The 19,007-nt window shown below is 51.3% G+C and carries 16 protein-coding genes and 2 pseudogenes; 15 read left to right on the top strand and 3 right to left on the bottom strand.

The features are described from left to right. Nucleotides 1–71: 71 nt before the first annotated feature. A complete protein-coding gene (gene mnmC, locus EC843_RS07100) occupies nucleotides 72–2,072 on the bottom strand; it encodes a bifunctional tRNA (5-methylaminomethyl-2-thiouridine)(34)-methyltransferase MnmD/FAD-dependent 5-carboxymethylaminomethyl-2-thiouridine(34) oxidoreductase MnmC (protein WP_208111312.1) in 2,001 nt (666 codons plus the stop codon). Between the two features lie 157 nt (nucleotides 2,073–2,229). Here mnmC and fabB point away from each other — a divergent pair, with 157 nt between their 5' ends. The 8 genes and pseudogenes from fabB (at nucleotide 2,230) to EC843_RS24800 (ending at nucleotide 10,455) form a co-directional block, all read left to right on the top strand. Continuing rightward, the gene (gene fabB / locus EC843_RS07095; RefSeq protein WP_064544726.1) at nucleotides 2,230–3,447 is read left to right on the top strand and encodes a beta-ketoacyl-ACP synthase I; all 1,218 of its coding nucleotides are present in this window, start codon (nucleotides 2,230–2,232) and stop codon (nucleotides 3,445–3,447) included. Between the two features lie 231 nt (nucleotides 3,448–3,678). Beyond that, nucleotides 3,679–4,860, top strand: a complete 1,182-nt coding sequence (locus tag EC843_RS07090; protein ID WP_121815170.1) for an MFS transporter — start codon at nucleotides 3,679–3,681, stop codon at nucleotides 4,858–4,860. A gap of 469 nt (nucleotides 4,861–5,329) precedes the next feature. Then, on the top strand, nucleotides 5,330–7,438 hold the full coding sequence (tssI, locus tag EC843_RS07085) for a type VI secretion system tip protein TssI/VgrG (RefSeq protein ID WP_133521970.1): 2,109 nt from the start codon (nucleotides 5,330–5,332) through the stop codon (nucleotides 7,436–7,438). Nucleotides 7,439–7,611: 173 nt separating this feature from the next. After that, entirely contained in the window at nucleotides 7,612–8,064 is a 453-nt protein-coding gene (locus tag EC843_RS07080; RefSeq protein ID WP_133521969.1) for a sugar tyrosine-protein kinase, read from the top strand. Nucleotides 8,065–8,094: 30 nt separating this feature from the next. After that, nucleotides 8,095–8,892 (top strand): annotated as a pseudogene (locus EC843_RS07075) (RHS repeat-associated core domain-containing protein); the annotation flags it as partial. Between the two features lies 1 nt (nucleotide 8,893). After that, complete coding sequence (locus tag EC843_RS07070) at nucleotides 8,894–9,328, top strand: hypothetical protein (RefSeq protein ID WP_064544743.1); 435 nt, start codon at nucleotides 8,894–8,896, stop codon at nucleotides 9,326–9,328. A gap of 30 nt (nucleotides 9,329–9,358) precedes the next feature. After that, nucleotides 9,359–10,173, top strand: a pseudogene (locus EC843_RS07065) (RHS repeat-associated core domain-containing protein); the annotation flags it as partial. A 111-nt stretch (nucleotides 10,174–10,284) separates the two neighbouring features. Continuing rightward, the gene (locus EC843_RS24800; RefSeq protein WP_243739130.1) at nucleotides 10,285–10,455 is read left to right on the top strand and encodes a hypothetical protein; all 171 of its coding nucleotides are present in this window, start codon (nucleotides 10,285–10,287) and stop codon (nucleotides 10,453–10,455) included. Between the two features lie 155 nt (nucleotides 10,456–10,610). On the opposite strand, the gene EC843_RS24645 is transcribed toward EC843_RS24800, so the two are convergent. Together EC843_RS24645 and flk are read right to left on the bottom strand one after the other, a co-directional pair. After that, nucleotides 10,611–10,829 carry a hypothetical protein gene (locus tag EC843_RS24645; RefSeq protein WP_208111311.1) on the bottom strand — a complete coding sequence of 73 codons (219 nt, stop codon included), beginning with the start codon at nucleotides 10,827–10,829 and terminating at the stop codon, nucleotides 10,611–10,613. After that, on the bottom strand, nucleotides 10,814–11,818 hold the full coding sequence (gene flk / locus EC843_RS07050) for a flagella biosynthesis regulator Flk (protein ID WP_064544748.1): 1,005 nt from the start codon (nucleotides 11,816–11,818) through the stop codon (nucleotides 10,814–10,816). Before flk ends, EC843_RS24645 begins: the two co-directional genes overlap by 16 nt. A 104-nt stretch (nucleotides 11,819–11,922) precedes the next feature. Between flk and pdxB the strand changes: the two genes are divergently transcribed. From pdxB to dedD, 7 genes are all read left to right on the top strand, one after another. Continuing rightward, nucleotides 11,923–13,053 carry a 4-phosphoerythronate dehydrogenase PdxB gene (gene pdxB / locus EC843_RS07045; protein ID WP_133521968.1) on the top strand — a complete coding sequence of 377 codons (1,131 nt, stop codon included), beginning with the start codon at nucleotides 11,923–11,925 and terminating at the stop codon, nucleotides 13,051–13,053. Between the two features lie 69 nt (nucleotides 13,054–13,122). Further along, nucleotides 13,123–14,136 carry an aspartate-semialdehyde dehydrogenase gene (locus EC843_RS07040; protein ID WP_133521967.1) on the top strand — a complete coding sequence of 338 codons (1,014 nt, stop codon included), beginning with the start codon at nucleotides 13,123–13,125 and terminating at the stop codon, nucleotides 14,134–14,136. Beyond that, the gene (truA, locus tag EC843_RS07035) at nucleotides 14,136–14,951 is read left to right on the top strand and encodes a tRNA pseudouridine(38-40) synthase TruA (RefSeq protein ID WP_064544755.1); all 816 of its coding nucleotides are present in this window, start codon (nucleotides 14,136–14,138) and stop codon (nucleotides 14,949–14,951) included. Before EC843_RS07040 ends, truA begins: the two co-directional genes overlap by 1 nt. Nucleotides 14,952–14,975: 24 nt before the next feature. Further along, nucleotides 14,976–15,635, top strand: coding sequence for a DedA family protein (locus EC843_RS07030; RefSeq protein WP_064544758.1), 660 nt, complete (start codon nucleotides 14,976–14,978; stop codon nucleotides 15,633–15,635). A gap of 138 nt (nucleotides 15,636–15,773) precedes the next feature. After that, the gene (gene accD / locus EC843_RS07025) at nucleotides 15,774–16,694 is read left to right on the top strand and encodes an acetyl-CoA carboxylase, carboxyltransferase subunit beta (protein ID WP_064544761.1); all 921 of its coding nucleotides are present in this window, start codon (nucleotides 15,774–15,776) and stop codon (nucleotides 16,692–16,694) included. A gap of 66 nt (nucleotides 16,695–16,760) precedes the next feature. Beyond that, nucleotides 16,761–18,029 carry a bifunctional tetrahydrofolate synthase/dihydrofolate synthase gene (folC, locus tag EC843_RS07020; protein ID WP_133521966.1) on the top strand — a complete coding sequence of 423 codons (1,269 nt, stop codon included), beginning with the start codon at nucleotides 16,761–16,763 and terminating at the stop codon, nucleotides 18,027–18,029. Then, nucleotides 18,019–18,747: a cell division protein DedD gene (gene dedD, locus EC843_RS07015; RefSeq protein WP_133521965.1), complete on the top strand. Its 729-nt coding sequence runs from the start codon at nucleotides 18,019–18,021 to the stop codon at nucleotides 18,745–18,747. Before folC ends, dedD begins: the two co-directional genes overlap by 11 nt. The last annotated feature ends 260 nt before the right edge of the window (nucleotides 18,748–19,007 follow it).

Below are 19,007 nucleotides of genomic sequence, written 5' to 3'. Positions count from 1 at the left end.
AGGGAACTGTTCGGTACGCTTTTCTCCCTCTCCTGGGGGAGAGGGCCGGGGTGAGGGCGTTAAACTCTCCCCTATTTAACTTCTTTCCCCTTCAGCAATTTTCTCACCCAAAATCGATTCGGATTTAACGCTGCCAGTGTTTCACCATCCATCGGAACGGGTTCATCACTCATTTGTGCTGCCAGAATCTCTGCCGCCAGTGGCGCACTGCAAAGCCCTCTCGAACCGAGGGATGCCAGCATAAACAGATTTGGGTATACCGGCGCGGTTTCGGCATTTTCATGGCTTTCAACCAGCGTTGCGTAAGCTTCAAGTGTGGCGTTGTAGTCAGGAACAGATCCAATCATCGGCATATGATCGCGTGACGCGCAGCGGACTCCACAACGAGCTTCTCCGGCCCTGACATCGACGTCTTGAGGCCATTGCACATCCGGCAGGCAGTTAAGCAAACGCTGGCGATTATGCTGCTGATCTTCATCGTTATAGCGCATCTCCTCCACGCCCCGATGATAGCTCGCCCCGATGCAATGTTGCTGATTGTTCGGGTTTTGTGGTGTCAGATAACCGTCGTAACACAACACCTGGCGTAACTCTGAAAGTGATGGCGTGGTGGGAATATAGCTCACCTGTCCGCCGACAGCGGAAATCGGTAACTTCTCGGTTTGCGAGAATTTATTGATTTTATAGCCGTTGGCTAACACCACTGCGGCATGCTGCTGAACGGTGTTGTCAGCGAAGGTTAATTGCCACGCATCAGATGCCTTGCTTAAGGATTCAACACGATGCTGATAATGCGTTTTTAATCCCATCTTTTCGGCGCACGCCAATGCTCCGGCTGCCAGTTGTGCCGGGCATAGCCAGCCACCGAGCGGGTAAGTGACTCCGCCATGGCCTGTTTCAACGCCACACAGTTCTGCCACCGTTTCGGCACTCACCGCTCTGGCAAGTAATTCTGGAAATTCGAGGCTCAGCAGTTGCTCGATTTTATGCTGGCTCTTTTCGTCCCAGCCCAGTTGCGTGACGCCACACCAGTCATGATCAAACTCTACTGGCAATGAGTCATATAAACGGCGGGCAAAGGTAAATGCAGCGCTGAAAAAGCGGGTGAGTGTGGCGCTGTGGGTATTGAGCAACGGGTAAAGCGCGCCCTGGCGGTTGCCGGAAGCGCCAAGGGCCGGAGCACTATCTCCGCAGTACAGCGTGACCTGCCAGCCACGACGTAGCAAAGCGAGTGACAGCAGGGCGCTGGCAATACCGCCGCCAATAATCGCGACTTCGTTGCCTCGGGCTGCGGGGCGAGCATACCAGGGCGCGCGGGGTGGCGATTCGAGGGCGTTTTCCATCACTCCCGTCAGCATTTCGCGCTTGCGTCCAAAACCTTTGCTTTTGGTCATCGTGAAACCGGCATCAATCAAACCACGACGCACAAATCCTGCGGAGGTGAATGTCGCCAGCGTGCCACCTGGGCGAGCCAGTTTTGCCATTGCGTTAAATAGTTGCGGCGTCCACATGTCTGGATTTTTTGCCGGGGCAAAACCATCAAGGAACCAGGCGTCGACCTGATTATTTAACGTGTCATCTAACTGCGGTATTAGCTCGTTAATATCCCCAAACCAGAGGTCCAGAGTGACGCGTCCGCCAGCCAGTAAAAGGCGATGACAACCCGCGATAGGTAGTGGCCATTGCTGCTGCAATTGCTGAGCAAAAGATGCCAGTTCGGGCCAGTGCGCATGAGCAGCGTGTAAATCTTTCGCTGTCAGAGGGAATTTTTCAAAACTAATAAAGTGCAGGCGCTGTAGGGTAGAATTCGGCTGTTTTTGGCAGAATTGTTCAAAAGCTTCCCATAAAGTCAGGAAGTTAAGTCCAGTGCCAAATCCGCTTTCACCGACGATAAACAGTGAGCGGTCGTGGGTCGCAAAACGTTCTGACAAACGATTTCCCCCAAGAAAGACATAACGAGTTTCCTCCAGTCCATTATCATTAGAGAAGTAAACATCGTCGAACTCTCGGGATACAGGTGTACCCTCTTCGTTAAAGCCCAGATTGGCCGATTGTATTGGGGAGTGTTTCACGTAAGTTACTCGTCTGGCAGGCAGTGAAAGGATAGTAACGATGTGTGCGAAGCGGCGCAAATTTCAGGCCGTTTTGTCTGATCGGACTTGTTCGGCGTACAAGTGTACGCTATTGTGCCTGTCGAAATCCTAAATAGTGCAGTGGAAGAGGTATTGAATGAAACGTGCAGTGATTACTGGTCTGGGCATTGTTTCCAGCATCGGTAACAACCAGCAGGAAGTCCTGGCATCTCTGCGTGAAGGTCGCTCGGGGATCACTTTCTCTCAAGAGTTCAAAGATTCTGGAATGCGCAGCCACGTGTGGGGTAACGTTAAACTGGACACCACCGGCCTGATTGACCGTAAAGTTGTCCGTTTCATGAACGATGCCTCTGTCTATGCTTATCTTTCAATGCAGCAAGCTATTGAAGATGCTGGTTTGAAAGAAGAAGTTTATCAAAGCAACCCGCGTGTTGGCCTGATTGCAGGTTCCGGTGGTTCTTCCAAATCTCAGGTGTTCGGTGCAGACGCAATGCGTAGCCCGCGCGGTCTGAAAGCGGTTGGTCCTTATGTTGTGACCAAAGCGATGGGTTCTGCGGTTTCCGCATGTCTCGCGACTCCGTTCAAAATTCACGGTGTGAACTACTCCATCAGCTCCGCATGTGCGACTTCTGCGCACTGTATCGGTAACGCTGTTGAGCAAATTCAGCTGGGCAAGCAGGATATCGTTTTTGCTGGCGGCGGCGAAGAGCTGTGCTGGGAAATGGCCTGTGAGTTCGATGCAATGGGCGCACTGTCGACCAAATACAACGAAACGCCGGACAAAGCGTCCCGTACCTATGATGCGAGCCGTGACGGTTTCATCATCGCAGGCGGCGGCGGTATGGTTGTAGTTGAAGAACTGGAGCACGCTCTGGCTCGTGGCGCACACATCTACGCTGAAATCGTTGGCTACGGCGCGACTTCTGATGGCGCAGACATGGTTGCTCCATCTGGCGAAGGCGCAGTGCGCTGCATGAAGATGGCAATGCATGGTGTGGATACCCCGATTGACTACCTGAACACCCACGGGACTTCTACGCCGGTTGGCGATGTGAAAGAACTGGGCGCAATCAAAGAAGTCTTCGGTGACAACTCACCAGCTATGTCCGCGACCAAAGCGATGACTGGCCACTCTCTGGGTGCCGCTGGCGTTCAGGAAGCTATCTACTCTCTGCTGATGCTGGAACACGGTTTTATCGCGCCAAGCATTAACATTGAAGAGCTGGATGAGCAGGCTGCTGGTCTGAACATCGTGACTGAAACTACCGAGCGTCAACTGAATACTGTTATGTCTAACAGCTTCGGTTTCGGTGGGACTAACGCCACGCTGGTGATGCGCAAAGTTAACGCGTAATTCATCGCAAACAGCGATTATTTCTAACGGGGTGCCTTTGGCGCCCCGTTTTTTTTGCCATTTACAATTATTGACAGCATCAATCACTGAAGGCACTATCTCGCCATAACATTATCAATTTGATAATGCGTAAGCGTTCAACGTCAACCAACGCACCCTTAATCTGAACGTTCAGAGGGAAAGGGCGTGGTGGTTTCCTCGCCTTACTCTGCAATAAATGGAGTAAGCAGCATGTCTGCATTGATTGATTCTCAGCTAAAAAATACCAAATCAGGAAATAAGTCTTTATTTAATATCACCTTTGCGGTGTTTCTTACCTATATGACAGTTGGCTTACCGCTGCCTGTTATCCCGCTTTTTGTGCACCACCAACTCGGCTATGGCAACACCATGGTGGGGATTGCCGTGGGAATTCAATTCCTGGCAACGGTTTTAACACGTGGTTACGCAGGGCGCCTGGCGGATCAGCAAGGTGCAAAGCGGTCGACCTTACAAGGCATGTGTGCCTGTGCCTTTGCGGGAGTTGCTTATCTGTTGGCGGCATTGTTGCCGGTTGATGCAATGGCTAAATTCGGGTTACTGATTGTCGGTCGTTTGATTCTCGGTTTTGGCGAAAGCCAACTGCTGACTGGCAATCTTACCTGGGGAATGGGTTTAGTGGGCCCGGCGCGTTCCGGCAAAGTAATGTCCTGGAATGGGATGGCGATTTATGGCGCATTAGCTGCTGGCGCACCGCTGGGTTTGTTGTTAAATAGCCATTGGGGATTTGTCGCGTTGGGTGTGTCGACCATTGCACTGCCATTGGTCGCCTGGGCGTTCAATGGGCGCGTTCGTGCAGTACCGGCGCATAATGGTGAGCGTCCTGCGCTGTTTGCCGTGATTGGGCTTATCTGGAAACCCGGAGTCGGTCTGGCATTGCAGGGGGTTGGTTTTGCTGTTATCGGTACTTTTGTTTCGCTCTACTTTGCTGCTAAAGGCTGGGCCTGGGCGGGTTTCACGCTCACCGCATTTGGTGGCGCTTTTGTCCTGATGCGTGTGTTTTTTGGCTGGATGCCAGACCGTTTTGGTGGTGTGCGTGTGGCTCTGATTTCGCTGGCGATAGAAACTGTCGGGTTGGTTTTGTTATGGCAAGCACCGGAAGCGAGCGTTGCGCTAATGGGCGCGGCGCTCACCGGTTGCGGCTGTTCACTGATCTTCCCGGCGCTGGGTGTTGAAGTCGTGAAACGCGTTCCGGCGCAAGTGCGCGGCACAGCACTCGGCGGTTATGCGGCATTTCAGGATATCTCTTACGGTATCGCTGGCCCGCTAACCGGGCTGTTAGCCACATCGATGGGCTATCCATCGGTGTTCCTTGCTGGAGCGATTTCTGCGGCCATGGGGATTGTCGTGACATTAATCGCTTTCCGTAAATAATGTCTGCCACCCGTTATGGGTGGCAAATTGCTACAACACAATCCACAGCAGTGCCATGACCACAACCAGCGCAACCAGCGCCATGCCTGGTCGCGCACTCACTATCTTCATCGGCCCATAAAGGGTGCCCCGTTTTTTTGCCATCCTTACACGATCTCCTATGGAGGTAGTGATCGTTGTAAGTCAATATTCCAAAAGTTAGATCTTGTAGATTTGTTTTTATTTCTCTTATTCCCCACCAATTTGCTTTGAGTCAGAACGATTAATTCACAGTGTAAATCCCTTTAGGGCAACCATACGCAAAATTAATTAAATAGTTGATATATAAATAATATATTTATCAATTTTCTGATTTTCAACCTGAAAAACTGACCGCGGTCACACTATAAAAAAACAGACTGCTTATTCTTCTTCACCTGTTAACCATGTTTATCATTTGTCCGGCAGCGCGTCGGCACAGGGAAGAATTATGTCAGTAAAAGGACTGCGTTTTACGCTACAGGTGGCAGGGCTTGAGCCGGACACCTTTGCGGTGGTGAGTTTCTTCCTCCGCCAGCATTATTCCTCCTCCTTTATCCTCGACGTCGATGTTGCCAGCGACTCCTTCCGCCAGACTGCCGAACAGTTACTCGAGCAGAATGCCACGCTGACGGTCTGGCAGGGTGCCACCGCCGTGCGCCATGTCAGCGGCATTATTGCCACCTTCGGCATGAGCGAGAACAACGGCTGGCAGATGCGCTACCGTTTCCGCATTCATCCTCCCCTGTGGCGCTGCGGCCTGCGCCAGAACTTCCGTATTTTTCAGCAGCAGGATATCCGAACCATCACCGCCACGTTGCTGGCGGAAAACGGCGTCACGGACTGGACCTCCTCCTTTTATGAGAGCCATCCGGCACGGGAATTCTGCGTTCAGTACGGGGAAACTGACCTGGATTTTCTGGCAAGACTGTGGGCCGAGGAAGGCATCAGCTTCTTCGATGACGCCTCAGCGCAGGCGCAGAAACTGACGCTGTGTGATGACGCAGCTGGCCTGGTCCGCGCAGAAAATACCTTTCCCTTTAACCCGAATACCCCGGACGTGACCAGGGAGTGCATCAGCGTGTTTCGTTACGAAGCGAACGTGCTGCCGTCTTCGGTCATGAGCCAGGATTACACCTTTAAGGTACCGGACTGGCCGGGGAGGTATAACCACAAGGCCGACAGCCTGAACGGCCAGCGCGCACAGTATGAAATTTATGATTATCCGGGGCGTTTCAAGGATGAGCAGCACGGCCGGGATTTTACCCGTTACAAAACCGAGGGCTGCCGCAATCAGGCGGAAACTGCCACGGGGACCAGCACGTCAGCGACGTTATGGCCGGGGGGGCGTTTCACCCTTTCCGGTCACCCGATAAAGGCCCAGAACCGGGAATGGCAGGTGGTGAGCAGTATCCTGACCGGTGACCAGCCGCAGGCGCTGCATGGCAGTCGCGGCGAGGGCACCACCCTCATCAACCAGTTCAGTGTGATGCCCGCTACACGCACCTGGCGTCCGGCCCCGCGCTTCAAACCGAAAGTCGATGGCCCGCAGAGTGCGGTGGTGACCGGCCCGCCGGGGGAGGAGATTTTCTGCGACGAACACGGGCGGGTGCGGGTGAAATTCCGCTGGGACCGTTATCACGGCGGCACGGAAGACAGCTCGTGCTGGATACGGGTGTCGCAGGGGTGGGCCGGTACCGGGTTTGGTCACCTGGCGATACCGCGTGTCGGCCAGGAAGTGATAGTCGATTTCCTCAACGGTGACCCGGACCAGCCGATAGTGATGGGGCGGACTTATCATGAATTTAACGGTTCACCGGGAGACCTGCCGGGAACGAAAACGCAGATGACTCTCCGCTCAAAAACCTACAAGGGCAGCGGGTTTAACGAACTGCGCTTTGATGACGCGACCTCAGCGGAGCAGCTGTACCTCCATGCGCAGAAGAACATGGACACTGAAGTGCTCAATAACCGCACCACCGATGTGAAAGTCAACCATAGCGAAACCATCGGTGGCAACCAGGTCATCACCGTGAAGCAAAACCAGCTGCAGACGGTGGTGCAAAACCAGAAAGAAATCGTGGGGCAAAACCAGAGTATCACCGTCGGCCAGAACCAGTCGGAGACGGTGGGTATTGTCCGCGCGCTGACCGTGGGGCTGGCTTACCAGACCACCGTCGGGGGCGTGATGAACACCTCGGTGGCGCTGACGCAGTCCTCACAGGTGGGGATACAGAAATCGCTGGTGGTCGGTAAGGGGTATCACGTCAGCGTCGGGGAGAATGTCACCTTCACGGTGGGTAAAAACCGCACCGAGAGCACCGGCAAAGTGGCGGTGTATTCCGCAGGTGAGCATCTGGAACTGCGCTGCGGGATGGCGAGGCTGGTGCTGACGAAGGACGGGAAAATCTTCCTCAACGGCACCGCCATTAATCTGCAGGGTGTGCAGAGCGTCAGCGGCGATGCCCTGATGATTAACTGGAACTGCGGTCTGACGGACAATCCGCCGGAAGCACCGGAGGCGGACAGCCGCCAGCCGCCGGACATGCGGCAGTTCTGAATGGCAGCCCTGGAGTAACCATCAATTTTCAGTTCATGTAAACAGAAGGATTTGTGTATGACCGGTAATCTTACTGGAATTTTAAGTGTAGGTCCTGGTATTGGAGCCTGGGTCGGTGAGTTGAGTAATTGCTCACAATATGCAAAATGTTTATCAGAGTTGTTGGGGTAATGATGAACAAAAATAAATTGACAATACTGATCATTGTTGTAATGGCTTTTATATTATTCAGATACATGTTTAGTGTTATCTTTAAAAACGATAAACCTTTAAGGAAGGAAGCTGAAAATAAGGTTTCTTTATTTCAATCTCTTTATAACAGCCAGCATTTAGATAAGATATACAATGAATCCTGTGATGATTTTCAGCAAGCAACACCCCGAGATGAATTTCTATCAATTATGAATGGAAAGATGGAGGTGTTCGGTGAGTTTGAACATTCAACTTTATTGCATAGTAATGTTATCAACTCAAAAAAAATAATTTTAAGTTACCGAACAACTTATAAACACTACTCTTTAATTGAGGAGTTTATCTACAATTATAATGATAAAAAAGACTTATGCCTGCAAAGCTTTTATATCGATGATTCAGGTAAACGAGGTAATGTAATTAAACTGAAATAGGACTATTACTCAGTACACAGATAAACTGTACGTACCCCCCGTCGTACCTTGGCGGAGAAACTGCAGCAGGATGCAGGGATGGCGTTCAGGCCGGAACTGGTGAGCCTGCTGGATAACCTGGAGCGGGAGCTGCGGACTGACCAGGTCAGTGAACAAAGCCGCCAGTGGCTGATGCAGTGTGGGCTGACGGCAGAACAGATGAAAAGCCAGCTGGAGGCGGAGCACACACCGGAGAGAAAACTCCACCTGTACCACTGCGACCACCGTGGACTGCCGCTGGCACTGATTGATGAAGGGGGAGCTATTGCGTGGCGTGCGGAATACGATGAATGGGGAAACCTGCTGTCAGAGGATAACCCGCAGGCTCTGCAACAGCTCATCCGGCTGCCGGGGCAGCAGGCGGATGAAGAGTCGGGGCTGTACTACAACCGCCACCGTTATTATGACCCGCAACAGGGGCGGTATATTACCCAGGATCCTATTGGGCTAAGGGGTGGGTGGACTGCTTATGTTTATCCGCTAAATCCAGTTCAATATAGAGATCCGAAGGGGTTGAGCAGCCAAATCAACTTAGGTACAGGGTTTGAGGGTTATGGTAGAAATATTAGTAGCTTAGATATTTTAATGACACAGAATGGAGCATCACCCTATGAAGTAGCACAAGCTAATCACAATATGTGTATAGGTGCTAATGGTTGGAATCCAGGGAATACTTATGCCAAAGGAATCGTGTTTGATGCATCGGCAATCGGCATAGGTGGGCTTGGTGGTGGGAGTTTTAATGGTGTTCTTACTTGTCAGCAATATACTAAATGCATAGTGAATTAACATGAAAAAATATAAATTCTATATTGTTGGGGTTATGTTAAGCACCCAAGTATTGATTGGCTGCAGCGATGAAGGTTCCCGTGATGCAATGCTTACAGTCGAGGCATTTCACGAGCAATTCAATTTAAAAGATTTTGAAAAAATTTATGTAGATATAGTTTCTAAAGAATTTAAAGATTCAATGACAAAGTCAGATTATTTTTCCCTTATGAACAAAAATGCTTCTGTGCTTGGAAGTTATCAATATGGGAGGTTATTAAAAAGCGATCAGGTAAAGGTATTGATTGGGGATGGTAATATAAGATTGACTTATCATTCGATATACTCTAATTATGAATTGAATGAGATGTTTATAATAAAGAAAGAAGATGGTCGGGATAAAATAAAACAAATAGTTTATGACGATATTCATGTTGTAACACTCAAAGAGAAATAATTCAGTTAATACTTAATTATGGCACTGTAGTGGCTGGCGAAGTGCGGGCTGAACGTGGAACAGATGGAAAACCAACTGGAGCCGGAACACATCCCGGAGAGAAAAATCCATCTTTACCACTGTGACCACCGGGGACTGCCGCTGGCGCTGATTGATGAAGCAGGAGCGATAACCTGGCAGGCAGAATACGATGAATGGGGCAATCAGCTGACAGAAGAAAACCCGCATCATCTGCAACAACTCATTCGTCTGCCGAGTCAGCAGGCTGATGAAGAGACAGGATTGTATTATTACAACCGCCATCGTTATTATGACCCGCAGCAGGGGCGGTATATTACCCAGGATCCGATTGGGTTGAGGGGGGGAATTTATATAAATATACGAATAATCCAGTGCAGGAGGTTGATCCACTGGGTTTGGTTAACCTATTTGACATAATTTGGGTTGATGAAATTGAAGGAACAACTTCTATTGATCTAACAGGATCACTTGATATTGTTACATTAGGCGGAAATGCTGGCTTTGGTGTTGCGTTTAGTAAAAAGAAAGGTGATTGGATTTCAGATATTTGCTTCTATCTGGCTGCATGTGGACATATGGGTTCAGGAGGTAATGTTGGAGCAGTTCTGACCGTAACAACCTCAGGTGCTCAACCGTCGACAGGGGTAGGACGCTCAGGTGGGATTGGCGCAAGTGGTGGGGCTTTTGGACGATTTGGCATTGCGATACAGGATGATTTAGACAATCCAGGTTCACCTTTAACATCAGCTAGTATTGGTGTCGGCGCTGGTTATTATTCAGGAAGCCTTGTTTGTCAAACACCTCAAATCTGCTTGGTTAATTAAAAGGAATATTTATGCGATCTTTGAATATTTTAGTAATTATGCTCGTTGTATGCGCCTGTGCTCCAATAAGATGTGGATTTGGCACAAAAATGTGTTGATAGATTTCATTCTATGTATGAAAAAAAAGAGTATGCTGAAATTTATGCCGAAACATCTAGTGTACTTAAAATTGAAGCAACGGAAGAGCAATTTGTAAGTATTTTAACTGAAGCTGAGAATAAAAATTTTGGGGTATTCAAAAAATCGACATTGAAAAGTAAAAAAATCATATTATTTATTTAGTAATAATGAGATTATATTGACATATATCTCAGAGTATATAAAAAGAAATGTTTATGAGGTTTTTGTCTATGAAATAGTTAATGGCGCAATGAAATTAAAAGGATATCATTATGATTCTATTAATTAATGCGTCGTATATTATGTAGTATTATCCTTTAATGTACTTTGTCTACGATACCCTGGACCGGCTGACGCAGGAAAGCGGCTTTGACGGCAGAACACAGCGTTACCACTACGGCCCCACCGGGCAGCTCATCCGCAGCGAAGATGCGCATTGTTTTTACCATTACGATCGCTACGGCAGGCTGACGGAAAAGGATGAACGGCGCATTCACCCGCACGGCAGCATCACGCACCACTACAACACGATCCACAGCAGTGCCATGACCACAACCAGCGCAACCAGCGCCATGCCTGGTCGCGCACTCACGACTTTCATCGGCTCGATAAACGGTGCCCAGATTGGGCTGGCTATAGGCTGAATATGATGTGTCTCAAGCGCCGCTGGCTGGCGTTGCGCCCGCTTTAAAAACACCTGATTCAAAATATCCTGCACTTGTGCTGCGGACAGTAACGTCTGTGGCGTCGCCTGGAAACGTTGCTGGGAGTAATCGGTCATCTCTTGCCATTCAGCCGGTTCCAGTGGCTGCTTCAGTGCGGCCTGAATGGTATGCAGGGTAGGCGCATTTTGCTGACTCAATGTCTGGCGCGCTTGCAGCCAGGTGGTCAGCAAAGTGAAGTGTTTGGCTGGAATCAGTTCGCCTGTTTTCACGCCAGAAAGCTCAAGCATCGATTGCCAGATTAATTTTCCGGATTCGCCCGTCGCGGCGGTCAGTTTGGCGACCTGTTTATTTAACGAGTTATGCTCTGCCGGAAGCAGCGGGCGGTCGGTGGCCTGGCGCTGTTGCGGTTGTGGGATCGCCAGTTGGTTATTTTGCAATAACGTCAGCACGCTTTTGAGCTGCTCTGGGGTGAGCTGACTTAGCGCAGTCTGACCAAATTGCTGGCGAATGTAGTCGCTGACAGCCTGGCGATTATTGCCCTGCGCCAGCAATTCGCTGAGCTGCTGAACCACCTGGCGTGTGGCGTGGCTGGTTTGAGCCACGCTAACTCGCTGATTAAGATTTTGTTCGGCTGCCGGGAAGTGGCGCGACAACAGTGGTGTTTCACTTTTTAGCCCGAGATCATGCTTGAGTCCCGCCCACACTTCAGCACTTTGTTGCTGGTTTAGCGCAACAATTCGCGTGATCAATCGTTCCAGAACGGTACGTTGTTTGGAGGAAAGCGGAAATTCGCCTGCCGCAGAAGGTGTGGAGGGAGGTTCCCCCGAAGGACGCGTAGCCGCCCCTTGAATGGGTTGCATAGTCTAAAAATCCTTTGTCGTTCCCCGGCTCAAGTATGCCAGGCCGCAAGATTATGGCACACTATCGGGCTTATTCTCGACGTTTAACAAACAGGTAGCGTAAAGTGAAAATCCTCGTTGACGAAAATATGCCCTATGCACGCGAATTGTTCAGTCGCCTTGGCGATGTGACTGCTGTTCCAGGGCGCCCGATCCCAGTCTGTGAACTGGCGGATGCCGAGGCATTAATGGTGCGCTCGGTCACCAAAGTAAATGCCGATTTGCTTGATGGCAAAGGGATTAAATTTGTCGGTACGGCAACGGCGGGTACTGACCACGTTGACGAAAACTACCTTGAGCGCGCGGGTATCGCGTTTTCTGCAGCCCCTGGTTGCAACGCTATCGCCGTTGTCGAATACGTCTTTTCTTCACTGTTAATGTTAGCTGAACGTGATGGTTTCGAGTTGGCCGACCGCACGGTGGGGATTGTTGGCGTCGGTAACGTCGGTTCACGCTTGCAGGCACGCCTTGAAGCCTTCGGCGTTCGTACACTACTTTGCGATCCACCTCGCGCGGATCGTGGCGACACAGGCGATTTCCAGCCGCTGGAAACGCTGGTGCGCGAAGCGGATGTGCTGACATTCCACACGCCATTGTTCAAAGATGGCCCATACAAATCGCTGCATCTTGCCGATGAAAAACTGATCTCAAGCCTTAAACCAGGCAGCATTCTGATTAACGCCTGTCGTGGCCCGGTGGTCGATAACGCCGCGCTGCTGAAGTGTCTGGAAAATGGCCAGGATCTTAGCGTGGTGCTGGATGTCTGGGAACCAGAGCCAGACCTCAATGTGGCGTTGCTCGATAAAGTCGATATTGGCACCTCACACATTGCCGGCTACACGCTGGAAGGCAAAGCACGCGGCACCACGCAGGTGTTTGAAGCATTCAGTGAGTTTATTGGGCAGAAACAACAAGTGGCGTTAGACACTTTATTGCCCGCCCCTGAATTCGGTCGCATTACCCTGCATGGTCCGCTCGATCAGCCGACACTCAAAAGACTGGTTCATCTGGTGTATGATGTGCGCCGTGATGATGCCCCGTTGCGTAAAGTGGCGGGAATTCCTGGTGAGTTTGACAAGTTACGCAAAAACTACCTGGAACGCCGTGAATGGTCATCGCTGTATATTCAGTGTGATGATGAATCTGCGGCACAAACACTGCAAAATCTCGGTTTTAGCGCAGTTTATACCCGCTAGCCCTAATCTTTGTCCCATCGGGCGAATGTCCGGTGGGACGCTGTTTTATCAAGTCTGGAGTAAACCAACATGTCTGAAGGCTGGAATATTGCCGTTTTAGGTGCCACGGGTGCCGTAGGCGCAGCTGTGATTGAACTGCTTGCCGAACGCCAGTTCCCGGTTGGTGAATTGTATGCCCTGGCGCGTAATGACAGCGCGGGTGAAAACATTCGTTATGAAGGCAAAACGGTGATGGTTCAGGATGCTGAATCATTTGACTGGACTCAGGTTCAGCTCGCGTTCTTCGTGGCAGGCGTTGAAGCCACGGCGCGTTACGCAGAAGAAGCCACTAACGCCGGTTGCCTGGTGATTGACTCCAGCGGCCTGTTCGCCATGGAACACGATGTGCCGTTAGTGGTGCCTGATGTGAATCCTTTTGTGTTGGGTGAATACCGCAATCGCAACCTGGTGGCTGTTGCCGATAGCCTGACCAGCCAATTGCTGACCGCGCTGAAACCGCTGATTGAACAAGGCGGTTTGTCGCGCATTCAGGTGACCAATTTACTGGCGGCTTCTGGGCGTGGCAAAAGTGCAGTCGATGCGCTGGCCGGGCAAAGTGCGCGTTTGCTGAATGGTTTGCCAATCGAAGATACCGATTTGTTTGGTCGCCAGTTGGCCTTCAACATGCTGCCATTAGTGCCAGATGCGGAAGGCAGCGTGCCTGCTGAACGCCGCCTGGTGAATGAAGTGCGTAAAGTGTTGCAGGACGAAGGCGTGATGATTTCTGCGAGCATGGTTCAGGCTCCGGTATTTTACGGTCACGCACAAATGGTCAACTTCGAAGCGATGCGCCCGCTGGCCGCTGAAGAAGCGCGTGATGCGTTTGGCCAGTTTGAAGATATCGAGCTTTCTGAAGAAGGGCAGTTCCCGACTCAGGTTTCCGATGCTTCCGGCAGCTCACATCTTTCTATTGGTTGTATTCATAATGATTACGGTATGCCTGAGCAGATTCAATTCTGGTCTGTTGCCGATAACGTGCGTTTCGGTGGCGCGTTGATGGCGGTGAAAACAGCTGAAAAATTAGTGCAGGAGTATATGTACTAATGTCCGACGTGTTACCTGAAATACCGCGGCGTAAAATTGCGCTCGGCATTGAGTATGACGGCAGTAAATATTATGGCTGGCAGCGCCAGAACGAAGTGCGCAGCGTGCAGGAGAAGCTCGAAAAAGCGCTCTCTAAAGTGGCGAATGAGCCGATTCACGTGTTCTGCGCAGGACGAACGGATGCTGGTGTGCATGCCACCGGTCAGGTCGTGCATTTCGAAACCCGTATGGATCGTAAAGATGCCGCATGGACTCTGGGTGCAAATGCGAATTTACCTGGAGACATTGCGGTGCGTTGGGTTAAAGCTGTGCCGGACGATTTCCATGCCCGATTCAGCGCCACGGCGCGTCGCTACCGATATGTCATCTATAACGAACGGCTGCGTCCGGCTGTGATGGGGCAGGGTGTGACGCACTTTTATCACCCGCTTGACGCCGATAAGATGCACCGTGCAGCGCAGTGTCTGTTGGGCGAGAACGATTTTACCTCGTTCCGTGCGGTGCAGTGCCAGTCGCGCACACCGTGGCGTAACCTGATGCACATCACCGTGACCCGTTATGGCTCATACGTGGTGGTGGACATCAAAGCGAACGCATTTGTGCATCATATGGTGCGTAACATTGTTGGCAGCTTGATGGAAATTGGTTGTGGGAATCAGGACGAAAACTGGATGGCGCAATTGCTGGCGGCGAAAGACCGCAAGCTGGCAGCCGCCACCGGTAAAGCAGAAGGTCTGTACTTAGTCTGCGTTGATTATCCTGAACATTTTGCGTTACCTAAACCCCCGATGGGTCCACTTTTTTTAGCTGACTGACCCTTGTCGAAAAGGTAGATAACTATGGAATTTATCCGCTTTATTATTGATTTTATATTGCACATTGATGTGCATTTGGCGGAGTTGGTTGCGCAGTATGGTGTTTGGGTTTACGCCATTCTGTTTTTGATTTTGTTCTGTGAAACCGGCCTGGTGGTGACACCATTCTTGCCTGGCGACTCTTTATTGTTTGTTGCCGGTACGCTGGCAGCCTTGCCAACCAACGATCTGAATGTCCATACCATGGTGATTTTAATGGTCATTGCCGCCATTATTGGCGATGCCGTGAACTACACTATCGGGCGGTTGTTTGGAGAAAAGCTGTTCAGTAATCCGGACTCAAAAATCTTCCGCCGCAGTTATCTTGATAAAACCCACGCTTTTTACGAGCGTCACGGCGGAAAAACGATTATCCTCGCGCGCTTCGTACCGATTGTGCGAACTTTCGCACCGTTCGTCGCCGGGATGGGGCATATGTCCTATCGTCATTTTGCGATGTATAACGTGGCCGGTGCGTTGCTGTGGGTACTGTTATTTACCTACGCAGGTTACTGGTTTGGAAACTTCCCGATTGTGCAGGAAAACTTGAAATTACTGATAGTGGCGATTATCGTCCTGTCAATTCTGCCGGGTGTCATCGAAGTTCTCCGTCAAAGGTATGCGGCCAAACGCCTACAAAAGTAACCCCATCGCGCGGTTCGACCACTTTTTTATCCAAAGTCGCGGGCCGTTATGTTTTAATGAGCACCATTTATGGTCTGGGGCAGCTATTGCTGCCACAGAAAAACTGGCATCGACCAGGTTCAAGCAGAAAGGTCATCAATGAGCTGGATTGAACGAATTCTCAATAAGAGCAACGTCACCCCTACCCGCAAGGCGAGTATCCCTGAAGGGGTGTGGACTAAATGCGACAGCTGTGGCCAGGTTTTGTACCGTGCCGAACTGGAACGCAATCTTGAAGTCTGCCCAAAATGCGATCACCACATGCGCATGTCTGCGCGCGATCGCCTGCACAGCCTGTTAGATGAAGGCTCGCTGTTTGAGTTGGGTAGTGAACTTGAGCCAAAAGATATCCTCAAGTTTAAAGACTCCAAAAAATATAAAGATCGTCTGGCATCAGCCCAGAAAGAAACTGGCGAGAAAGATGCGCTGGTGGTGATGAAAGGCACGCTCTATAACATGCCGGTTGTTGCTGTGGCGTTTGAGTTTGCCTTTATGGGCGGTTCTATGGGTTCTGTTGTGGGCGCGCGTTTTGTGCGTGCCGTTGAACAGGCTCTGGAAGATAATTGCCCGATGATTTGCTTCTCCGCATCTGGTGGTGCACGTATGCAGGAAGCGCTGATGTCGCTGATGCAAATGGCGAAAACCAGTGCCGCACTGGCAAAAATGCAAGAACGCGGTTTGCCGTATATTTCGGTTCTGACTGACCCAACGATGGGTGGTGTTTCTGCAAGCTTTGCGATGCTTGGCGATCTCAACATTGCTGAGCCAAAAGCGTTGATCGGCTTTGCAGGCCCACGCGTTATCGAACAGACCGTTCGTGAAAAACTGCCGCCGGGCTTCCAGCGCAGTGAGTTCCTGATTGAGAAAGGGGCGATCGACATGATCGTTCGCCGTCCGGAAATGCGTCTGAAACTGGCAAGCGTTCTGGCAAAACTGACAAATCAGCCTGCACCAAATCCTGATGCGCCGCGTGAACCGCTAGTGGTTCCGGCAGCACCGGAAGAAGGTCACGAGGCCTGATTGTTAATAAGGGCAGGCCGCACAGGTTCTGCCCTTTTTCTTGAACCGTAGCGTAGAGCGGGCATCATGGAAAAAACTCAAACACCTCAAGCCACGTCGCCCCTTGCCACGTGGCTTTGTTATCTGGAAAACCTCCATTCTAAAACCATCGAGCTTGGCCTTGAGCGCGTCAAAAAAGTGGCGGCTACGCTTGATGTCCTGAAACCTGCGCCAACGGTGTTTACGGTTGCCGGGACAAATGGCAAAGGCACAACTTGCCGTACCCTGGAAAAGGTGTTGATGGCGGCGGGTTACAGCGTTGGTGTGTACAGTTCACCGCATCTGGTGCGTTACACCGAGCGCGTACGCGTACAAAGCGAAGAGCTGGACGAGGCTTACCACACGGCGGCCTTTGCGCAGATTGAAGCGGCGCGTGGCGAGACATCACTGACCTATTTCGAATACAGCACCTTGTCGGCCCTGTTGCTGTTTAAGCAACTGGCGGTTGATGTTGTGATTCTTGAAGTGGGTCTGGGCGGGCGCCTGGATGCGACCAATATCGTCGATGCCGATGTCGCTGTCGTCACCAGTATCGCGCTTGATCACACTGACTGGCTGGGGCCAGATCGCGAAAGCATCGGGCGTGAAAAAGCCGGGGTCTTCCGTGGTGGAAAACCTGCTGTCGTCGGTGAGCCGGATATGCCGCAGACCATCGCTGATGTGGCGGCTGAAAAAGGCGCTCATTTGCTGCGCCGTGGCGTGGACTGGTCTTACAGCGTTGAAGAGAATAGCTGGAGCTTCAAAGACGGGCAGGGCGAGCTGAGTGGGCTGCCGTTGCCACTGGTGCCGCAGCCAAATGCGGCAACGGCGTTGGCAGCATTGCGCGCAAGCGAGCTGAATGTTAGCGATGACGCTATCATTCAAGGGATTAAAGAGGCGACTCTACCTGGGCGATTCCAGGTCATTTCGCAAGCGCCATTGGTTATTCTGGATGTGGCGCACAATCCCCATGCGGCGGCTTATCTTGCCGGGCGGCTGGCAGAGTTGCCGAAACGTGGCCGCGTGCTGGCGGTCATCGGAATGCTGCATGATAAAGACATCGCCGGGACGCTGGCATGTTTGTCCCCGCAAGTCGATAGCTGGTATTGTGCTCCATTAGAAGGGCCACGCGGTGCGAGTGCTGAACAACTGATTGAACATCTCGGTCAGGGTGAAGTCTACGACACAGTGGCTGAGGCCTGGTATGCTGCCATGAACGCAGCAACGGAAAATGATACCGTGCTGGTGTGTGGTTCATTTCATACAGTAGCCCACGTAATGGAAGCGCTGGACGCGGAGAAAGCAGGTGGCGAGTAAGTTTCAAAATCGATTAGTCGGAACCATCATTCTGGTCGCACTGGGGGTCATTATCCTGCCAGGGTTGCTTGATGGTCAGAAAAAGCATTATCAGGATGAGTTTGCAGCTATTCCTCTGGTTCCAAAACCAGGTGATACCGATGAGCCAGATATGCTACCCGCGGCGACTCAGGCACTCCCTTCACAACCACCGGAAGGTGCAGCTGAAGAAGTGCGTGCCGGTACGGCGGCAGCGCCAGGGCTGGATATCGCTTCGCTGCCTGGTGATAGCGGGGCGGGCATTGATGAAGTCCCTGTTTCCCGTGAACAGCCGAAACCGAAGCCCGTCGCTGAGAAACCAAAACCGAAGCCGGTAGAGAAACCGCAGAGCAAGGTCGATGCTTCTCAAACGGAAGAGCGCCTGGCGATGATGAACGAAGAACCGCCAGTGCCAGAAAAGCCTGCGAAGCAAGAGACGACCGAACAAGCACCAACCGGGAAAGCTTACGTTGTGCAACTTGGTGCATTGAAGAATGCCGACAAAGTGAATGAAATTGTTGGTAAACTACGCGGCGCAGGGTTCCGTGTTTACACGTCACCATCAACACCGGTACAAGGAAAAGTCACCCGTATTCTGGTGGGGCCGGATGCCTCGAAAGACAAGCTTAAGTCTTCACTGGGCGAGCTGAATTCGCTTTCCGGGCTGAACGGTGTGGTGATGAATTATACGGCGAGATAGAAATTAGCCCGATTTGAGTTCAGGTCGCCCTCACCCCGACCCTCTCCCCCAGGAGAGGGGGAAAAGTGGCACTGATCTCAGCCCCTCTCCCTCAGGGAGTGGGCCAGGGTGAGGGTTGTTTTAGGGCAAACTTTTAATGGCGTTGAGCATTTTTTCAACGCCATTATTTATTTACGCGAGGGAAGGAAATCCCTACGCAAACGTTTTCTTTTTCTGTTAGAATGCGCCCCGAACTGGACGTCAGGGCGATTTGTCGTGAG

Source organism: Buttiauxella sp. JUb87, assembly GCF_004361975.1.
Taxonomy (GTDB): Bacteria; Pseudomonadota; Gammaproteobacteria; order Enterobacterales; family Enterobacteriaceae; genus Buttiauxella; species Buttiauxella ferragutiae.
This window is presented reverse-complemented; position numbering and strand designations above follow the sequence as displayed.

What these genes read in the sequence shown, in the direction of transcription:
- EC843_RS07080 (WP_133521969.1), top strand. Translation starts at nt 7,612, where the DNA reads ATGAACAAAAATAAATTGACAATACTGATCATTGTTGTAATGGCTTTT.
- EC843_RS07090 (WP_121815170.1), top strand. Translation starts at nt 3,679, where the DNA reads ATGTCTGCATTGATTGATTCTCAGCTAAAAAATACCAAATCAGGAAAT.
- folC (WP_133521966.1), top strand. Translation starts at nt 16,761, where the DNA reads ATGGAAAAAACTCAAACACCTCAAGCCACGTCGCCCCTTGCCACGTGG.
- truA (WP_064544755.1), top strand. Translation starts at nt 14,136, where the DNA reads ATGTCCGACGTGTTACCTGAAATACCGCGGCGTAAAATTGCGCTCGGC.
- flk (WP_064544748.1), bottom strand. Translation starts at nt 11,818, where the DNA reads ATGCAACCCATTCAAGGGGCGGCTACGCGTCCTTCGGGGGAACCTCCC.
- EC843_RS24800 (WP_243739130.1), top strand. Translation starts at nt 10,285, where the DNA reads ATGTATGAAAAAAAAGAGTATGCTGAAATTTATGCCGAAACATCTAGT.
- EC843_RS07040 (WP_133521967.1), top strand. Translation starts at nt 13,123, where the DNA reads ATGTCTGAAGGCTGGAATATTGCCGTTTTAGGTGCCACGGGTGCCGTA.
- EC843_RS07070 (WP_064544743.1), top strand. Translation starts at nt 8,894, where the DNA reads ATGAAAAAATATAAATTCTATATTGTTGGGGTTATGTTAAGCACCCAA.
- tssI (WP_133521970.1), top strand. Translation starts at nt 5,330, where the DNA reads ATGTCAGTAAAAGGACTGCGTTTTACGCTACAGGTGGCAGGGCTTGAG.
- EC843_RS07030 (WP_064544758.1), top strand. Translation starts at nt 14,976, where the DNA reads ATGGAATTTATCCGCTTTATTATTGATTTTATATTGCACATTGATGTG.
- accD (WP_064544761.1), top strand. Translation starts at nt 15,774, where the DNA reads ATGAGCTGGATTGAACGAATTCTCAATAAGAGCAACGTCACCCCTACC.
- fabB (WP_064544726.1), top strand. Translation starts at nt 2,230, where the DNA reads ATGAAACGTGCAGTGATTACTGGTCTGGGCATTGTTTCCAGCATCGGT.